General features: G+C 64.0%; 17 protein-coding genes and 1 tRNA gene. 14 read left to right on the forward strand and 4 right to left on the reverse strand.

Going from position 1 to position 17,421, the window contains the following annotated elements:
• Window position 1: 1 nt before the first annotated feature.
• The 10 genes from R3D65_RS05030 (at window position 2) to R3D65_RS05075 (ending at window position 8,678) form a co-directional block, all read left to right on the forward strand.
• Window positions 2–1,147, forward strand: a complete 1,146-nt coding sequence (locus R3D65_RS05030) for an osmoprotectant NAGGN system M42 family peptidase (RefSeq protein ID WP_371274136.1) — start codon at window positions 2–4, stop codon at window positions 1,145–1,147.
• Window positions 1,148–1,267: 120 nt separating this feature from the next.
• Window positions 1,268–1,344, forward strand: a tRNA-Arg gene (locus R3D65_RS05035).
• 333 nt (window positions 1,345–1,677) lie between these two features.
• Window positions 1,678–1,863, forward strand: coding sequence for a periplasmic nitrate reductase, NapE protein (gene napE, locus R3D65_RS05040; protein ID WP_371274137.1), 186 nt, complete (start codon window positions 1,678–1,680; stop codon window positions 1,861–1,863).
• Window positions 1,864–1,872: 9 nt separating this feature from the next.
• Window positions 1,873–2,364, forward strand: coding sequence for a ferredoxin-type protein NapF (locus tag R3D65_RS05045; protein WP_371274138.1), 492 nt, complete (start codon window positions 1,873–1,875; stop codon window positions 2,362–2,364).
• Window positions 2,357–2,617 carry a chaperone NapD gene (locus R3D65_RS05050; RefSeq protein WP_371274139.1) on the forward strand — a complete coding sequence of 87 codons (261 nt, stop codon included), beginning with the start codon at window positions 2,357–2,359 and terminating at the stop codon, window positions 2,615–2,617. Before R3D65_RS05045 ends, R3D65_RS05050 begins: the two co-directional genes overlap by 8 nt.
• Window positions 2,614–5,115: a periplasmic nitrate reductase subunit alpha gene (gene napA, locus R3D65_RS05055; protein WP_371274140.1), complete on the forward strand. Its 2,502-nt coding sequence runs from the start codon at window positions 2,614–2,616 to the stop codon at window positions 5,113–5,115. The genes R3D65_RS05050 and napA overlap by 4 nt, the downstream gene beginning before the upstream one ends.
• Window positions 5,088–5,588, forward strand: a complete 501-nt coding sequence (locus R3D65_RS05060; RefSeq protein ID WP_371274141.1) for a nitrate reductase cytochrome c-type subunit — start codon at window positions 5,088–5,090, stop codon at window positions 5,586–5,588. Before napA ends, R3D65_RS05060 begins: the two co-directional genes overlap by 28 nt.
• Window positions 5,589–6,308 carry a cytochrome c3 family protein gene (locus R3D65_RS05065; RefSeq protein ID WP_371274142.1) on the forward strand — a complete coding sequence of 240 codons (720 nt, stop codon included), beginning with the start codon at window positions 5,589–5,591 and terminating at the stop codon, window positions 6,306–6,308.
• Window positions 6,309–6,423: 115 nt separating this feature from the next.
• A complete protein-coding gene (locus R3D65_RS05070) occupies window positions 6,424–7,584 on the forward strand; it encodes an acyl-CoA dehydrogenase family protein (protein WP_371274143.1) in 1,161 nt (386 codons plus the stop codon).
• Window positions 7,584–8,678, forward strand: a complete 1,095-nt coding sequence (locus R3D65_RS05075; protein ID WP_371274144.1) for a CaiB/BaiF CoA transferase family protein — start codon at window positions 7,584–7,586, stop codon at window positions 8,676–8,678. Before R3D65_RS05070 ends, R3D65_RS05075 begins: the two co-directional genes overlap by 1 nt.
• Window positions 8,679–8,765: 87 nt before the next feature.
• On the opposite strand, the gene R3D65_RS05080 is transcribed toward R3D65_RS05075, so the two are convergent.
• Window positions 8,766–10,046, reverse strand: a complete 1,281-nt coding sequence (locus R3D65_RS05080; RefSeq protein ID WP_371274145.1) for a Rieske 2Fe-2S domain-containing protein — start codon at window positions 10,044–10,046, stop codon at window positions 8,766–8,768.
• A 125-nt stretch (window positions 10,047–10,171) separates the two neighbouring features.
• On the opposite strand from R3D65_RS05080, the gene R3D65_RS05085 reads away from it, so the two are divergent.
• The 4 genes from R3D65_RS05085 to R3D65_RS05100 are packed head-to-tail and all read left to right on the forward strand — an operon-like array spanning window position 10,172 to window position 13,769.
• Window positions 10,172–11,122 carry a 2Fe-2S iron-sulfur cluster-binding protein gene (locus R3D65_RS05085; protein WP_371274146.1) on the forward strand — a complete coding sequence of 317 codons (951 nt, stop codon included), beginning with the start codon at window positions 10,172–10,174 and terminating at the stop codon, window positions 11,120–11,122.
• Window positions 11,106–12,305, forward strand: a complete 1,200-nt coding sequence (locus R3D65_RS05090; RefSeq protein WP_371274147.1) for a Gfo/Idh/MocA family oxidoreductase — start codon at window positions 11,106–11,108, stop codon at window positions 12,303–12,305. The genes R3D65_RS05085 and R3D65_RS05090 overlap by 17 nt, the downstream gene beginning before the upstream one ends.
• The gene (locus tag R3D65_RS05095; protein WP_371274148.1) at window positions 12,302–13,294 is read left to right on the forward strand and encodes an ABC transporter substrate-binding protein; all 993 of its coding nucleotides are present in this window, start codon (window positions 12,302–12,304) and stop codon (window positions 13,292–13,294) included. The genes R3D65_RS05090 and R3D65_RS05095 overlap by 4 nt, the downstream gene beginning before the upstream one ends.
• A 25-nt stretch (window positions 13,295–13,319) precedes the next feature.
• On the forward strand, window positions 13,320–13,769 hold the full coding sequence (locus R3D65_RS05100; protein ID WP_371274149.1) for a hypothetical protein: 450 nt from the start codon (window positions 13,320–13,322) through the stop codon (window positions 13,767–13,769).
• Between the two features lie 6 nt (window positions 13,770–13,775).
• Here the strand turns inward: R3D65_RS05100 and R3D65_RS05105 are convergent, their stop codons facing one another.
• The 3 genes from R3D65_RS05105 to R3D65_RS05115 form a co-directional block, all read right to left on the reverse strand.
• Window positions 13,776–14,282, reverse strand: a complete 507-nt coding sequence (locus tag R3D65_RS05105; protein WP_371274150.1) for a MarR family winged helix-turn-helix transcriptional regulator — start codon at window positions 14,280–14,282, stop codon at window positions 13,776–13,778.
• A gap of 62 nt (window positions 14,283–14,344) precedes the next feature.
• Window positions 14,345–16,264, reverse strand: coding sequence for a TRAP transporter permease (locus tag R3D65_RS05110; RefSeq protein WP_371274151.1), 1,920 nt, complete (start codon window positions 16,262–16,264; stop codon window positions 14,345–14,347).
• Window positions 16,265–16,358: 94 nt separating this feature from the next.
• Window positions 16,359–17,348 carry a TAXI family TRAP transporter solute-binding subunit gene (locus R3D65_RS05115; RefSeq protein WP_371274152.1) on the reverse strand — a complete coding sequence of 330 codons (990 nt, stop codon included), beginning with the start codon at window positions 17,346–17,348 and terminating at the stop codon, window positions 16,359–16,361.
• Window positions 17,349–17,421 lie beyond the last annotated feature (73 nt).

Consider the following 17,421-nt stretch of genomic DNA (forward strand, 5'->3'; position numbering starts at 1 on the left):
CATGACCCGCCTCGCCATCGACACCGGATATCTCGCCCGCACGCTGAAGGATCTGCTGGAGATACCCAGCCCGACCGGCTACACCGACACCGTCGTTCGCCATGTCTCGCGCGAATTGAAGGCGCTCGGCCTCGATGTGGAACTGACCCGGCGCGGCGCCATTCGCGCCATCCGCCCCGGCAAGCGCCCGGAGGGCGCGCGCGCCATCGTCACCCATGTCGATACACTGGGTGCGCAGGTCAAGGCGCTGAAGGCCAATGGCCGGCTGGAACTGGTGCCGATCGGCCACTGGTCGGCCCGCTTTGCCGAAGGCGCCCGCGTGACCGTCTATTCCCGAAAGGGCGGCTACCGGGGCTCCATCCTGCCCCTGAAAGCGTCCGGTCACACCTTCAACGACGAGGTCGATTCGCTGCCGGTGGGCTGGCAATATGTGGAACTGCGCATCGATGCCCTTGCCCGCAGCGTGGTCGAACTGGAGCGGCTCGGCATCGAGATCGGCGATATCGTTGCGGTCGATCCGCAGCCCGAATTTCTCGACAACGGGTTCATCGTCTCCCGCCATCTCGACAACAAGGCCGGCGTGGCACTGAAACTGGCGGCGCTGAAAGCCATGCAGGAAGCGGACGTGGTGACGCCGGTCGACATCCATTTCCTGTTCACCATCGCCGAGGAAGTGGGTGTGGGCGCCACGTCCGTGGTCAATCACGATGTGGCCTCGATGATCGCGGTGGACAATGGCACCTCGGCGCCGGGCCAGAATTCCAGCGAGTTCGGCGTGACGATCTGCATGGCGGACCAGACCGGGCCGTTTGACTATCACCTGACCAAGAAACTGGCCGAACTGTGCGTCGAGAACGACATACGCTACCAGAAGGACATCTTCCGCTATTACCGTTCGGATTCGGCCTCCGCCATCGAGGCCGGCCATGATGTGCGCACCGCGCTCCTGACATTTGGCGTCGATGCCTCGCATGGCTACGAGCGCATCCACATGCACGCCCTGCGGTCGCTCGCCGAACTGCTCACGGCCTACGCGGTCAGCCCGGTCCACATCAAGCGCGATTTCGAGGAGACGGCCGACATGGCGGGCTTCACCCGCCAGCCGACCGAAGAGGCTGAACAGGAGTTGACGCCCGCCGGCAAGTGAGGGCTTGCGAAACCGCACGGGCGGGTAGACCGCCGGCCGGCAGCGCCCCTTCACGCACGGCCTTCTGGTGCAAATCTGGCGTTTGAAAACCGCGCGCGGTCTGCTATCAGATGCTCCAGTGGTCCCGTAGCTCAGCAGGATAGAGCATCAGATTCCTAATCTGAGGGTCGCAGGTTCGAATCCTGCCGGGATCACCAGGGCCATCCTGCCCGATTCAGGCACGTTTCCGGTGCATGGGCCCTTCCCTGACACCATCATCCTCACGCCGGATCGGACCTTTCCGGTTGCGACCGCCCCCGGCAATCGCGCCTTCCGATGATCCTCTCCAGGCAGGACGCCTCGCGGTTTCCCGTGTCCGGCGCGACGTTTTGCCTTCAACCCGCTTTTTTTCGCGTGCGTTGGAACACCGGCGAAGCCCGCGCGTACAAGAATTAGCGGGTACTTTAACTCAGATATGTGAGCCGGCACCGGCTTGTTACCCTCGAGAAATGCCTCGTGCAGCATCTGTTCCAACCCCGGAGAGGCAGGACATGGCCGAACAACAAGGTGGCGAATGGAAGGCAGCCGGCGCATCGCGGCGCAGGGAATTGCTGACTTTCTTCATTCTCGCATTCGGAATCTGGCCGATTGTCGCCGTTGGCGTGGTCGGCGGCTACGGTTTCCTCGTGTGGATGTACCAGATCCTGGCCGGTCCGCCCGGTCCGCCCGGACATTGAGGCGCGGCCATGGGAGGATCGGCCGGACAACTCAATCGCAGGCAATTGCTGACAGCCGGCCGGCCGGAGCAGGAACGGCCGCGCCCTCCGGGCGTGACCTCCGCAACCCTTGACGCCTGTACGGGCTGCGAAGCCTGCATGGCCGCCTGCCCGGAATGCATCCTGACATTGGCGAACGGCAAGGTCGCGGTCGATTTCAGCGGCGGCGAATGCACCTTTTGCAGCTCTTGTGAAGATGCCTGTCCGGAGCCGGTCTTCACCGGAAGCCGTGTCATGGCGCATGTGGCGGCCATTTCGGATGCCTGTTTCGTGCATGCCGGCATTGCCTGCATGACCTGCCGCGATGCCTGTCCGCAAGAGGCGATCCGTTTCCTGCCGCGCCTCGGCCGGCCCTTCCAGCCCCTGCTCGCCGCCCAGGCCTGCACGGGCTGCGGCGCCTGCATCGCGCCCTGCCCGGCCGGTGCCATCACCACGCGCAAGAGAGAGGCCGCCCATGCCTGACAAGCGTTCCTACCATGTGTCCAGCGCGGTTGTGTCGGTGGCGCCCGAAAGCAGGCAGGCCGTGCTCGCGGCACTCCCGGCGGTTCAGGGCGTCGAGGTCCACGCCGCCGAGGACACCCGGATCATCATCACCATTGAAGGCCACAGCACCGGCGAACTTGGCGACCGGCTGAACGCCATATCCGTCATGGACGGTGTCGTCGCGGCAAACATGGTCTTCGAACTTTCCGAAAAGGAGGAGGTGCGGCCATGAGCGAAACGATGAACAGGCGCAACGTCCTGAAGGCGCAGGCTGCGGCCGTCGCGGCCGCGACGGCGGGAGTGAGCCTGCCCGCCCATGCCCAACCCGTGCGCGGCGGCGTGGACGCGCTCCAGATCAAGTGGTCCAAGGCGCCATGCCGGTTCTGCGGCACCGGCTGCGGCGTCATGGTCGGCGTCAAGGAAGGCAAGGTTGTCGCCACCCATGGCGACATGCAGCACGAGGTCAATCGCGGCCTCAACTGCGTCAAGGGCTATTTCCTGTCCAAGATCATGTATGGTGCCGACCGGCTGACAACGCCGCTGATGCGCAAGCGTGGCGGCGTCTTCGACAAGGAAGGTGACTTCGAGCCGGTGAGCTGGGACGAGGCCTTCGACGTGATGGCCGAAAAGGTGAAGTCCGTGCTGGCCGAGAAAGGGCCGGAAGCCATCGGCATGTTCGGCTCCGGTCAATGGACGGTGCTGGAAGGCTACGCCGCTTCAAAGCTCATGCGCGGCGGGTTGCGCTCCAACAATCTGGAACCGAATGCGCGCCACTGCATGGCCTCTGCCGCGACTGCCTTCATGCGCTCCTTCGGGATCGACGAGCCGATGGGCTGTTACGACGACTTCGAGCACGCCGATGCCTTCGTGCTCTGGGGCTCCAACATGGCCGAGATGCACCCGATCCTGTGGACGCGCCTTGCCGACCGGAGGCTGGGCACGCCGGGCGTCAAATGCGCCGTGCTTTCGACATTCACCCACCGGTCCATGGATCTGGCCGACATTCCCATCGTCTTCAAGCCGGGCACCGACCTCGCCATCCTGAACTACATTGCCAATTACATCATCGAGAAAGGCGCGGTGAACGAGGAATTCGTCCGCAACCACACCACCTTCATGAAAGGGGCCACCGACATCGGCTACGGGTTGCGCGAGGATCACCCTCTCGAACTCGCGGCAACCGGCGCCGGCAATGCCGGCCTGATGGAGACGTCGGATTTCGAGGCATTCAAGGAGCATGTGGCCGCCTACACGCTCGACTATGTTTCCGAACTCTCGGGCGTCGAACCGGGTTTCCTGGAGGAACTCGCCGAACTCTATGCCGATCCGGACGTCAAGGTCATGTCGCTCTGGACGATGGGTTTCAACCAGCATGTGCGTGGCGTCTGGGCCAACCAGATGGCCTACAACCTGCATCTGCTGACGGGCAAGATCTCGGAGCCGGGGAATTCGCCCTTCTCGCTGACCGGCCAGCCGTCGGCCTGCGGCACCGCGCGCGAAGTCGGCACCTTCGCCCACCGCCTGCCCGCAGACATGGTCGTGACCAATCCCGAACATGTGGCCCATGCGGAGGAACTGTGGAAACTGCCGCATGGCCTTTTGAACACGAAATCCGGATTTCATGCCGTCCAGCAGGATCGCAAGCTCAAGGATGGCGAAATCAATTTCTACTGGATACAGGTCAACAACAATCTTCAGGCCGCGCCGAACATCTCCAACGAGACCTATCCCGGCTATCGCAACCCCGACAACCTGATCGTGGTTTCGGATGCCTATCCGACCGTCACCGCGCTGGCGGCCGACATCATCCTGCCCGCGGCCATGTGGGTGGAGAAGGAAGGCGTCTACGGCAATGCCGAGCGGCGCACCCATGCCTGGCACCAGCTCGTCGATGCGCCGGGAGACTCCCGCTCCGACCTTTGGCAACTCGTCGAATTCTCAAGGCGCTTCACCACCGACGAGGTCTGGCCGGCAGAAATCCTCGACGCCAATCCGGACTACCGGGGCAAGACGATCTACCAGGTGCTCTACGAGAACGGCCAGGTGAATGCCTTCCCCGCGAGCGATGTCGATCCCGGCTATGCCAATGACGAGGCAGAGCATTTCGGCTTCTACCTGCAAAAGGGCCTGTTCGAGGAATATGCCGCCTTCGGGCGTGGCCACGGGCACGATCTGGCGCCCTATGATGTCTATCACGAAGTGCGCGGATTGCGCTGGCCCGTCGTCAATGGCGAAGAGACACGCTGGCGTTTCCGCGAAGGCTACGATCCCTATGTCGCTCCCGGCGCCGGCGTCCAGTTCTACGGCCGGCCGGATGGCCGCGCGGTCATTCTTGCGGTGCCCTACGAACCGCCGGCCGAAAGCCCTGATGAAGAGTATGAGTTCTGGCTCGTGACAGGGCGCATGCTGGAACACTGGCACTCCGGTTCCATGACCATGCGCGTGCCCGAACTCTACAAGGCCGTTCCCGGCGCCGTGCTGTTCATGAATGCCGCTGATGCGCGCGACCGGGGGCTCAACCAGGGATCGCAAGTGCGCGTGATCTCGCGGCGCGGCGAAGTGCGGCTTCGCGTCGAGACGCGCGGGCGCAACCGCATGCCGAGGGGTGTCGTCTTCGTGCCCTGGTTCGATGCCTCCAAGCTCATCAACAAGGTGACGCTGGATGCCACAGACCCGATCTCCAAACAGACGGATTACAAGAAATGCGCAGTCAAGATCGTTTCCGCCTGAGGCGCATCCGCCTCATCGCCGCCGCGCTGGCCGCGACGGTCGCGGCCGGTGGCGTCGTCGCCCGGGAAGCCGTGCAGAGAGCGGCTCCGGAACTGACCGGTCCGCCGCAGCCCATGGAGCCCGTCGAGGCCGAACCGATACCGCGGCGCATCACCGACGATGTGCGGATGATGCGTCAATATCCGGAACAGCCGCCGGTCATTCCCCATTCGATCGAGGGCTACCAGCTCAGCGTCAATGCCAACCGCTGCCTGTCCTGCCACCGCCGTGAGGCAACGGAAGGCTCGGGCGCACCGATGATCTCGATCACCCATTACATGACGCGTGAAGGCCAGATGCTGGCGGATGTCTCGCCACGGCGCTATTTCTGCACTGCCTGCCATGTGTCCCAGGCGGATACGGCGCCGCTGGTCGAGAACACCTTCACCGACATGAGCGAGCTCGGCACGGGCATGGCTGGAGGGAGCGAATAGATGGCCTGGCTCCGCCGCTTTTTCCGACGCATCTGGACCATTCTCGCCACGCCGGCCGGAACGCTTGGCATCGGCTTCCTGACATTGGGCGGTTTTCTGGGCGGCGTCATCTTCTGGGGCGCGTTCAACACCGCGCTGGAAGTGACCAATACGGAAGCCTTCTGCATTTCCTGCCACGAGATGGAAAACAATGTCTTCCAGGAAATGACGCGCACGGTGCATTTCTCCAACAGGTCCGGGGTGCGGGCCTCCTGCCCGGATTGCCATGTGCCGCATGAATGGACCGACAAGATCGCACGCAAGATGCAGGCCTCCAAGGAGGTCTGGGGCAAGATTTTCGGCACTATCAGCACACGGCAGAAATTTCTCGACAAGCGGCTGGAACTGGCCAAGCACGAATGGGCGCGACTGAAGGCCAATGACAGCCTGGAATGCCGCAACTGCCATTCGGAAGCCGCCATGGACCTGTCCCGCCAGGCACCGCGCGCAGCCGAAATCCACACCGACTATCTCCTGTCGGGCCAGGCCACCTGCATCGACTGCCACAAGGGCATCGCTCACGAATTGCCGGACATGACCGGCGTCGAGCCCGGCTGGATCGCGCCCGACCCGCTTCAGGGCGACAGGCTGCCTGGCCTCAAGCCGGGATCTGACGAGGAAGCCGCGCTGCGCGATTATCTCGCCGGACCGTCCCCCGTGCAGGAGGTGGCGGCGAAGTGATCCGCCGCCAGCCGCCGTCAACCGGCGCCGGCACGGCGGACAGGCAGAACATGCGATTGCAAGATCCATGGCGATCGCGCTAGGCAGGCCGGAGGAAAATCCGGAGTGCCAGACCATGAACTTTCTTGACGACGACTACAGTGACATCCGCGAAGGCGTGCGCGCGGTCTGCGCGCATTTTCCGCCGGAATACCACCGCAAGGTCGACGAGGAACGTGGCTATCCGGAGGCCTTTGTCGATGCCCTTACCCGCGAAGGCTGGATGGCGGCGCTGATCCCGGAAGCCTATGGCGGCTCCGGCCTCGGCCTGGCGGAAGCGTCCGTCATCATGGAGGAAATCAACCGCGCCGGCGGCAATTCCGGCGCCTGCCATGGCCAGATGTACAACATGAACACGCTGGTGCGTCACGGCTCGGAGGAACAGCGAAGCCGCATCCTGCCGAAGCTGGCCACCGGTGAACTGCGCCTGCAATCGATGGGCGTCACCGAGCCGACGACCGGCACCGACACGACCCGGCTCAAGACCACCGCCGTGAAGAAGGGCGACCGCTATGTCGTCAACGGCCAGAAGGTCTGGATCAGCCGGGTGCAGCATTCCGACTACATGATCCTTCTGGCCCGCACGACGCCGCTTTCCGAGGTGGCAAAGAAATCCGATGGCCTGTCCATTTTCCTGGTCGACATCAAGGAAGCCATGAAGAACGGCATGGAGGTCAAGCCCATCGCCAACATGGTCAACCACGAGACCAACGAGCTTTTCTTCGACAATCTGGAAATCCCGGAAGAGAACCTGATCGGCGAGGAAGGCAGGGGCTTCAGGTACATCCTGACCGGGCTGAATGCCGAGCGCGTGCTGATCGCCGCCGAATGCATCGGCGACGGCTACTGGTTCACCGACAAGGTGACGGCCTATGTCTGCGAGCGCGAGGTTTTCGGGCGTCCCATCGGCCGCAACCAGGGCGTCCAGTTTCCCATCGCCGAGGCCTTCATCGAGGTCGAGGCGGCCAACCTGATGCGCTGGAAGGCCTGTGCGCTCTACGATGCCGGCAAACCCTGTGGCGCGGAGGCCAACATGGCAAAATACCTGGCTGCCAAGGCAAGCTGGGAGGCGGCCAATGCCTGTCTCCAGTTCCACGGCGGCTTCGGCTTCGCCACCGAATACGATGTCGAGCGCAAGTTCCGCGAAACCCGGCTCTACCAGGTGGCGCCCATCTCCACCAACCTGATCCTGTCCTACGTCGCCGAGCACGTTCTCGGAATGCCGAGGTCGTTCTGATGCTGCCGCTGGAAGGCCTGGAAGTTCTCGCCATCGAACAGGCGGTGGCGGCCCCCTTCGCCTCATCCCGGCTGGCGGATGCCGGCGCCCATGTGATCAAGATCGAGCGGCCGGAAGGCGATTTCGCCCGCGGTTACGATGACGTGGCGAAGGGCCAGTCGAGCTATTTCGTCTGGCTCAACCGGGGCAAGGAAAGCGTGACGCTGGACCTGACGGCGGAAAAGGGCAAGCGTGATCTCGAAGCGCTCATCGCCAGGGCCGATGTGCTGATCCAGAACCTCAAGCCCGGCGCACTGGCAAAGCTGGGTTTTGACCTGGCACGCCTGCGCAAGGACTATCCGCGCCTCGTCACCTGCTCCATCAGCGGCTATGGCGAGGACGGTCCGATGGCCAACCGCAAGGCCTATGACCTGCTCATTCAGGCCGAATCGGGGCTTTGCTCGATTACCGGCGGCCCCTCCGAACCCGCCCGCGTCGGCGTTTCCGTCGTCGATATCGCCACCGGCGCCACCGCCCATGCGGCCATTCTCGAAGCGTTGATCCGCCGCTCCATCACCGGCGAAGGTTCCGAGATCAATGTTTCCATGTTCGACGTCATGGCCGATTGGCTGACCGTGCCCCTGCTCAACCATGAGGGCGGCAAGCCGCCGCAGCGCATCGGTCTCGCCCATCCCTCCATCTCGCCCTATGGCGTCTTCCAGCCGAAATCCGGCGCACCGATCCTCATCTCCATCCAGAGCGACCGCGAATGGGTGGTGCTGTGCCGCGATTTTATCGGCGACGAAAGCCTGGTCACGGACCCGCGTTTCGCCACCAATGTCGCCCGCGTGAACAACCGGCCGCAGACCGATGGCATCGTGGCCGCGGCCTTTGCCCGCTACGATGCCGCCGACGCCATCGACCGGCTGACGAAGGCGAATATCGCCCTCGCTTCGGTCAATGACATGGGTGGCCTGTCGGCCCACCCCCATCTGCGCCGGATCACGGTGGACAGCCCCAACGGCCCTGTCAGCTTCCCGGCGCCCGGCGCTTCCTTTGCCGGAGAGGAGCGCGGCTACGGAGCGGTTCCGGCCCTCAACCCGCTCGCGGACTGACCCGTGGAAAACGACCGGGCCCGCCCGGCGGACCCGGTCTGCCCTGCCTGTCCCGTTTGCCCCGGCAGGACCGGCGAACGGTTCTGTCTACTCGGCGGCCAGCGTGTCCCCGGCCTCTCCCAGTGTCCGCCAGTCGACCTCCTTGGGATAGACGCCTTCGCGTGAGGCGATGGTGGCCTGGCGCACGCGCGGCTCCTCCGTGCCGATGGCGGTTCCCCCCTCGGCCACCTTGCGGGCCGCATCCACCATCAGGCGGCGGAACTCGACAATGGCAAGGTCGGACGCGCCGAGAATGTCGACAGACCTGTCGGCGATCGGCCCCTGCGTCACCCACATGGCGATATCCTGGTTGGGAATGCCCTTGATACCGGTGAAATTGCCCAGCTTCATGGCCTGCCGGTCCTGCAGGAAATTGTTTTCCTTCGTGCGAACCGGCTCCCAGCGATCGTTCAGGTCGATGCCCTTGCGCGCATGGGCGAACTTGCGCCACTCCTCCGTCGAGGGCACCTCGTCCGTTCCCCAGGCGATGAAGTGGAAGGCGGTCGTCACGTCGTCGATGGGCACGATCACCGAGGCCACGTTGTACATGTTGTTCGGCGGGATCAGCGAATAATAGGGCGCGACGAACTCGGTGATCCGCAGATAATTGTGCGTGGCAGCGTTCTTGATCGGCTTGCGGATGGCGGCGTAGTGAAAGCCGTAGCTTGTCGTCTGCGTCTGCATGCGCGGCGACTTGTCGGTCGACGGGCGGTACCATGACTTGTCATCCGCCGACGCCCGCTCCACCCGTGCCGGGACCATGTCGGAGGAGTGAAGGCTGGAGGAATGCGCGCTATCGATCTGGCCCTCGTGGATCTGCGCCCAGTTGCAGGGGATGCGGATCTTGAGGATCGAGACCGGCGTGTCTTCCGTTGGCGCGAAGGCCGGCGGATCGAATTCCGGCACGGCCTCCGGATTGCCCAGCCACGCCCAGACGAACCCGCCCCATTCCTTCACCGGATAGGCGCGGTGCTTGACCTTGTCCATCAGCGGGCTGCCTTCCGGCTCGGACGACATGGCCAGGACATTGCCTTTCACATCGAACTTCCAGCCGTGGTAGAGGCAGCGCAATCCGCATTCCTCGTTGCGGCCCAGAACCAGCGAGGCACGGCGGTGCGGGCACAATTCATCCAGCAGGCCAAGCTCGCCATTGCTGTCGCGAAACGCCACATAACGTTCGCCCAGCACCTCGACGAGCAACGGCGTTCCGTCGCGCTCCGCCACCTCCTCGATGAGGCAGACCGGCGTCCAGTGCTGGCGCATCAGCTTGCCCATCGGCGTCGCCGGGCCGGTGCGTGTCAGGATGTCGTTTTCTTCCGGCGTCAGCATGGTTCCTCCCTGCATGCATTGTGGTTAGCTTTCTAAGGAATTTACAACGCCAACCCCGCTCCGTCCAGCCATTGACAGCCAATAGTTAGCTTTCTAAGTAGCTCGTGGGAGGACTTGAAAGACCAATGAGCGAAAATGCCCAAGCCATCCGCATGACGGTGGAAAGCCGCCGCATGCTCACCCCCTCCATCATGGAATTCACCCTTGTTCCGGTCGATGGCGGCGCGTTGCCCGCCTGTGAGCCCGGTGCCCATGTGACGGTGGAAACGCCTTCTGGCGCCATGCGCCGCTATTCGCTGGTCCACCCGGATGACGAGCCGCACTCCTATGTCATCGCGGTCAAGCGCGAGCCGGAATCGCGTGGCGGATCGCAATCCATGCACGATGAGGCCGTCGAAGGCACGGTCCTCGCCGTTGAGCCGCCGGAGAACGAATTCGCGCTCAAGGATGCCCCGAAATACCTGCTGATCGCTGGCGGTATCGGCGTGACGCCGATCTATGCCATGGCACGCAGGCTTTCCGAAAACGGCAAGCCTTTCAACATCATCTATTGCACGCGTTCGGCTGGAGAGACGGCCTATCTCGACGAGATGCGGGATGCTTTCGGCAGCAGGCTGCTTGTCCATCACGATGATGGCGACCCGGCCCGGCTCTATGATTTCTGGGATCATTTCGCCGAACCCCAGGCCATGCATGTCTATTGCTGCGGACCGAAACCGTTGATGGAGGAGATCAAGGCGGTCTCCGGCCATTGGCCGGAAGGCCGGGTCAATTTCGAGGATTTCAAGCCTGTCGAGGTGGTGCGCGCCGATGATACGGCCTTCGAGGTGGAACTGGCAAAAACCGGACAAACGATCACCGTGCCTGCCGATCGCTCGATCCTCGAAGCCCTGCGCGATGCGGGTTTTCCCACCGTCAGTTCCTGCGAAAGCGGCACCTGCGGCACCTGCAAGACGCGGATGATTGCCGGCGACGCCGATCACCGCGACATGGTGCTTATGGAGGAAGAGAAGGACGACACGATCATGATCTGCGTCTCGCGCTCGAAGGGCGGAAAGCTTGTCCTCGACCTCTGAAGCACGATCCGTCGGCGTCGGCGTCATCGGGCTGGGGCGTGGCTTCGTCCTGATGCTGCCCGCATTCCGCAACGATCCGCGCGTGCGTCTTGCGGCCGCCTGCGCGCCGCGCGCTGAATCCCGCGCCGCCTTCGAGGCCGAATTCGGCGGCCGGACCTATGTGGATGTCGACGCGCTCTGTGCCGATCCGTCGGTCGAAATCGTCTATGTCGCCACCCCCCATGAGATGCATTGTGCCCATGTGGTCGCGGCCGCACGCGCCGGCAAGCATGTCATTGTCGACAAGCCCATGGCAATCGCGATGGACGATGCCCACGCCATGGTGAAGGCCTGCCGGGATGCCGGCGTGCACCTGATCGTCGGTCCGAGTCACAGTTTCGATGCGCCGGTCGTAACGGCCCGGCGGCTGATCGAAAGCGGCGAATTCGGGGACGTCCGCATGATCCATGCTCTGAACTACACCGATTTTCTTTACCGCCCGCGCCGCCCGGAGGAACTGGATACCGCCAGGGGCGGCGGCGTTCTGTTCTCCCAGGCCATTCACCAGATCGACATCGTCCGTCTTCTGGCCGGCGGCCGCGGCGAGACCGTGTATGCCCATACCGGCAAGTGGGACGCGCAACGCCCCACGGAAGGCGCCTACAGCGCGCTGCTCAGCTTTGCGGGTGGCGCGTTCGCATCGCTGACCTATTCGGGCTATGCCCATTTCGACAGCGATGAATGGATGGGCTGGACCGGCGAACTCGGCAACGCAAAGGATCCGGCCACCTATGGCGCAGCGCGGCGGAAACTGGCCGGCATCACGTCCCCGGACGAGGAAGCCCGGCTGAAATCCACCCGCACCTATGGCTCGGGCGACATGCCGGCACAGGCCGCGCACCACGAGCATTTCGGCCCCGTCATCGTCTCCTGCGACCGCGCCGACCTGCGCCTGACGCCTGATGGCATTGAAGTGAACGGCGACATGCAGCGCGAATTCGTGGCCGCGCCGCCGCTCACCCATCCCCGCCGCGAGGTCGTGGATGCCATGGTGGACGCCGTGCGCGGCAATGCCCTGCCAGCACAAACCGGCGCATGGGGACTGGCAAGCCTTGAGGTCTGCCATGCCATTCTGGCCTCGGCGCGATCGGGCCAGCCGGTGCGCCTGCAACATCAGATCGAAGCGGAGACGTCAGCGAGATGAGCGACCTGAAACTGTCCATCGCCATGGGCGACTATGACCGCACGCGGGCCATTTTCGATGGCCGGGTGAAGATCGATGGCGTCGACCCCGTATGCATGGCGCTGTCGCCGGAGGAAATGTTCTTCCGCGCCTTCCGCCATCATGCTTTCGACGTCTCGGAACTGTCGATCTCGTCCTACTCCATCTCGGTGGCGCGCGGCGAACCGCATTACGTGGCAATCCCGGTCTTCCTGTCGCGTGCGTTCCGCCACACCTCCATTTACGTGCGCAAGGACCGCGGCATCGAGACGCCGGCGGATCTGCGCGGCCGGCGCATCGGCATCGCCGAATACCAGTTGTCGGCCAATGTCTGGTTCCGCGGCATCCTTGAGGACGAATACGGCGTCAGCCCTTCGGACATCCATTGGGTGCGCGGCGGCATGAACACGCCGGGCCGGCCCGAAAAGATCAAGGTCACCATCCCCGACGGCATCACCATGACCGAGGCGCCGGACGGCGCGACGTTGAACGCGATGCTCGTCGACGGCGAGATCGACGGCTTCGTCGGCCCACGCGCCCCGCGCTGCTTCGATGAGGGCCATCCGGCGATCGGCCGGCTTTTCACCGACACGGTCGCAGAGGCCGAGACCTATTTCCGCAAGACGCACATCTTCCCCATCATGCATGTGCTGGGCCTGCGCCGCACGCTGGCCGACGCCCACCCCTGGCTGCCGGGCGCATTGCTGAAGGCCTTCACCCAGGCCAGGCGGCTGGCCCAGGAAGCCCTCGCCGACACGTCTGCCACCAAGGTGACCATGCCGTTCGTTGAGGACAATCTCGCCCGCGCCCGCGCCCTGATGGGACCGGACATCTGGACCTACGGGCTGGACGGAAACCGCCACGTGCTGGAAACCTTCCTCGCCTATCATCATGCCCAGGGCCTGTCGCCGCGCAAGGTGGCTGTGGAGGAACTCTTCCATCCCGCCACGCTGGAATCCTACAGCCTTTGAGCACACTGAAGACAGGGAATCCGCCATGAAACTGCAACCGGGCGACATCGTCGAAATCGAATCCGGTGCCGGGCTGGCCTATGTCCAGGTCACGCACAATCACGCCTCCTATCCGGAAGTCGTGCGTGCCTTGCCCGGTCTTCATGCCGCACGGCCGGACAATGTCGCGCGGCTGGCCGGAATGGAGGGCGCATTCACCGCCATGCTGCCACTGGGTGCGGCGCTGGAACAGGGCCGCATCGCCGGAAGGCGTGTCGCCACGGCCGCCGTTCCACCATCATGCCGCGCGTTTCCCACATTCCGCATGCCGGTGCGCGACCGCCAGGGCAATGTCGCCTATTGGTGGCTGTGGGACGGCGAAGGCCTGAGCCATGTCTCCAGCCTCGACGACCGGCAGGCGGCATTGCCGCTGCGCGAAGTGATGACCGTGCAGGCCTTTCTGGCGAACCTGGCCGGAACCATGGCAAACGGCTGACGCCCGTCAGTCGTCCTGCGGGCCGGTCTCGCTGTCCATGCGGGTAAGCAGATTGTCCTGCACCGCCTTCAGATAGGTCAGGAAGGCAGCCCTGTCGGCTTCCGAAAACCCTTCGACGGAATGGTCCACCACCTCGCGCGCCAGCGGCATCAATTCGCGCCGCAGCGCGTGCCCGCGCCGGGTCAGATAGATGTTGATCTTGCGCCGGTCATCGGCATTCTTGACCCTGCGCACAAGCCCGCGCCGCTCCATCGACTTGATGGCGGTCAGCGTGGTCGGCTCCATCGTGCCGACGACGAGTGACAGTTCGCGCTGGGTCATGCCGTCGCGGTGCCAGAGGGCACGCAGGAAATACCACATGCCCGGCGTCACGCCATAGGGCTCGATCTTCAGTTGCAGATATTTCTGGACGAGTCGCTGTGTCTGGCGGATCTGGTAGCCGACGCTCTCCTCGAACGTCAGCTCTGCATCACCGGCTGGCGGCGGCTGCTGTCCGCCGTGCGAATCGTCCATGGCGTGAAACCCCTTCTCCGCCGGCCCTTAACCGGCTCGGGGCGAGTCTGCAATCCCGCCCCTCATTCGCCGGCCTTCGGCTTCGGCGCGGCAGCGACCGCCGGCGCCGTGGCCCGGGCGAAAGCCGCCCCGCCGGCAACCAGCGCCAGTGCGACGCCGGCCATCAGGTAGCCGCCCGCCAGGAACAGCAGGCCCGCCGCCAGGAAAGCCAGGCGCACCAGCCCCGGCAGGGCCCGCTTCCAGTACCCCTCCACGGCAATGGCGACCATGACCAGGCCGGCAATCGCACTGACTGTCGTGTAGACGATTTCCCAGGGGCTGCCCTGAAGCAGAAGCGCCGGATTGTAGACGAAGCAGAACGGGATCAGGAAAGCGCCGATGGCGATCTTGACCGACTGCGCGGCAATCTTCAGCGGATTCTCGTCGGCGATCGCGCTGGCGGCATAGGCAGCCACCGCCACCGGCGGCGTAAGCGCGGACATGACGGCGAAATAGAGCAGGAAGAGATGGCCCTGCAGGTCCTCGATGCCAAGCGAACGCATGACAGGCGAGATCAGCACCGCCGCCAGGATATAGGCGCTGGGGGTGGGCATGCCCATGCCGAGCAGCGTCGTCAGCAGGGCGGCGATCAGCAGCGAGGAAAACAGGTCGGCGCCCGAAAGCAGGAAGACCAGCGCGCTGAATTTCGACGCAAGCCCCGTCATCGTGATGCCGCCGATGACCAGTCCGGCCGCGGCGCAGGCGCCCGCCACCGGCACGGTGCGCAGGCTCGTTTCGGCCAGGATGTCGTAGATCTTCTTCGGCGTCAGCCGCGTCTTCTGCCGCAACAGCGAAACCAGAAGCACGGCCGTCACGCCGTAGACCGCCGCATAGGTGGGCGTATAGCCCTCCACCAGCGCCCAGGTGATGACAACGAGCGGAACGATGAACAGCCCGCCTTCGCGCATGGTGATGGCCAGCGTCGGAATCTCGGACCGGTCGACACCGGCCAGCCCGTTGCGTCGCGCCCTGAGGTGGACCTGCAAATAGATCGGGACATAGTAGAGCAAGGCCGGGATCAGCGCCGCGAAGGCAATGTCGACATAGTCGATGCCGGTATATTCCGACATGATGAAAGCGGCCGCGCCCATCACCGGCGGCAGCAGGCTGCCGCCTGTCGAGGCGGCCACTTCCACCGCTCCGGCGAAGGTCGGACGGTAGCCCATCTTCTTCATCATCGGAATGGTGATCGAGCCGGTTGTGACGACATCCGAGGTCGGACTTCCCGAAATCGTGCCGTAGAGGCCCGAAGAGATGACCGCGATCTTGGCCGGACCCCCGGGCGACTTGCCCGTGAGATAGGCGGCCAGATTGTAGAAGAAGACCGAGCCGCCGGCATAGGAAAGCGTGGTCCCGAACAGCACGAAGAGAAAGGCATAGGTCGCCGCCACCCGCAACGGAACCCCGAACAGGCCGTCGGTGGTGAAGATGATGATGTCAAGAAAATGCGTGTACGAGATCTCGCCATGCCCAAGCGTACCGCCGAGCCGGTCGCCGAACAGGTTGTAGGCCAGGAAGATCAGAACGATCACGGTCAGCCCGACGCCAACCGTGCGCCGCATCGCCTCGATGGTGAGCACCAGGATGAGGGACGCGAAGGTGACATCATAGGTGGACAACGGATCGAGCAGCGTGATGCGCTGGGCGATCATGTCGGCCTGCGACACGAAATAGATGCCGCAGGCCGCCGAGAGCGCCGCCATGGCCCAGTCGGCGAGCGGAATGCGCTGGCGGTCGGCATTGGCCGTGGCACCGATCAGCACGAAGGTCAGCACCAGCATCAGCGACAGGAAGGTCATGATGAGGGACAGCGCGTCTGCGCGCGAGAAGGCCGCCGCATAGACGGTCCACACCGCGGTTCCCGCGGCGAATGCCTTGACTACATGACCGGTGAGGCCGGCCGGCGAGCGCCGCGCCCCGGTGTCGAAGAACAGTTTGAACATGGGCTTTCAGGCCGTTCCCTGGCTCAGGAAAAAGGAAACGCGCCGGCGCGTGCGTCCGTCAGGCCGCAGCGCGCCGGCAGTCAAGATCGCTGGCTCAGTGGCCCGCGTCTTCGTACACCTTCCTGGCGGCCGGATGGTAGGGCACGGTCTTGGCGCCGGCCATCAATGCCACATCCAGCGGCGCCATCGCCTTGTGAACCCCGTTGAGCTGGTCCGCGTTGTCGACAAGCGCCTTGGTGATGTCATGAACCATGGTTTCGTCGGCATCGGCCCGCACGAAGAGCTGCGCCGAGACGGTCACGGTCAGCACGTCGCTGTCGGTCCAGTCATAGGATTCGTTCTTGATCGTGAACGGCTTGATGTCCCATTCCTCGATCACCTTGTCCGCCGTCTCCTGGGTCACCGGCAGCAGCTTGACGTCGATGGACGAGGCCAGTTCGCGGATCGAGCTGTGATTGACGAACAGCGAGTTGAGGATCATGTCGATACGGCGGTCGCGCATCAGGTCGCCCTGCTCGCCGGAAGCGGCGAACTGCACGTCGCCACCCCATGACTTGATCTCGTCCGGGCTGGCGCCGATGGCATTGAGCATGGATTCGCCGACCGAACTGACGATATTGCCGCGCTTGTTGAGCGCGATGCGGATCGGCAGCTTCTGTTCGGCAATGTCTTCCAGCGTGGCGAGATTGTGTTCCTTGGCGTAGTCGGCATTCACGATGGCCTGCATCGGCGCCCAGGTATAGAGCTGGGCCACTGTCGCCATGCTGTCGATCGGCCCCTGGAAGGGCGGTTTGCCGCCGATGGCAAGCTTGGCCTCGGCGTCATGGATGATGGCAAGGTCGCATTTGCCCTGATCGAGCAGCGCGACATTGGCAAGCCCCCCGCCGGATGTCTGATAGGTCACGGTCGAGCCGGGAAAGGCCTTCTTGACGGCAGCGTCAACGCCTGCGCCCAGCAGGCTCCACAATCCGCCCGGGCTCGCGCCGCAAAGGGTCAGGTTATAGGTTTGCGCTTGCGCTCCACCAGCCATGGCAAGCACCGTGATCGCGGCACCTGCAAGGGCGCCAGCCAGCATTTTTTTCATGATATCCTCCCACATCGGCAATCATTAGATTGCTAACTGTTTCAGGATAAAGGGCGCGAATCGGAATTGTCAA

Origin of the sequence: Zhengella sp. (assembly GCF_041397485.1) — a bacterium.
In the GTDB taxonomy this organism is placed as follows: Bacteria; Pseudomonadota; Alphaproteobacteria; order Rhizobiales; family Rhizobiaceae; genus Zhengella.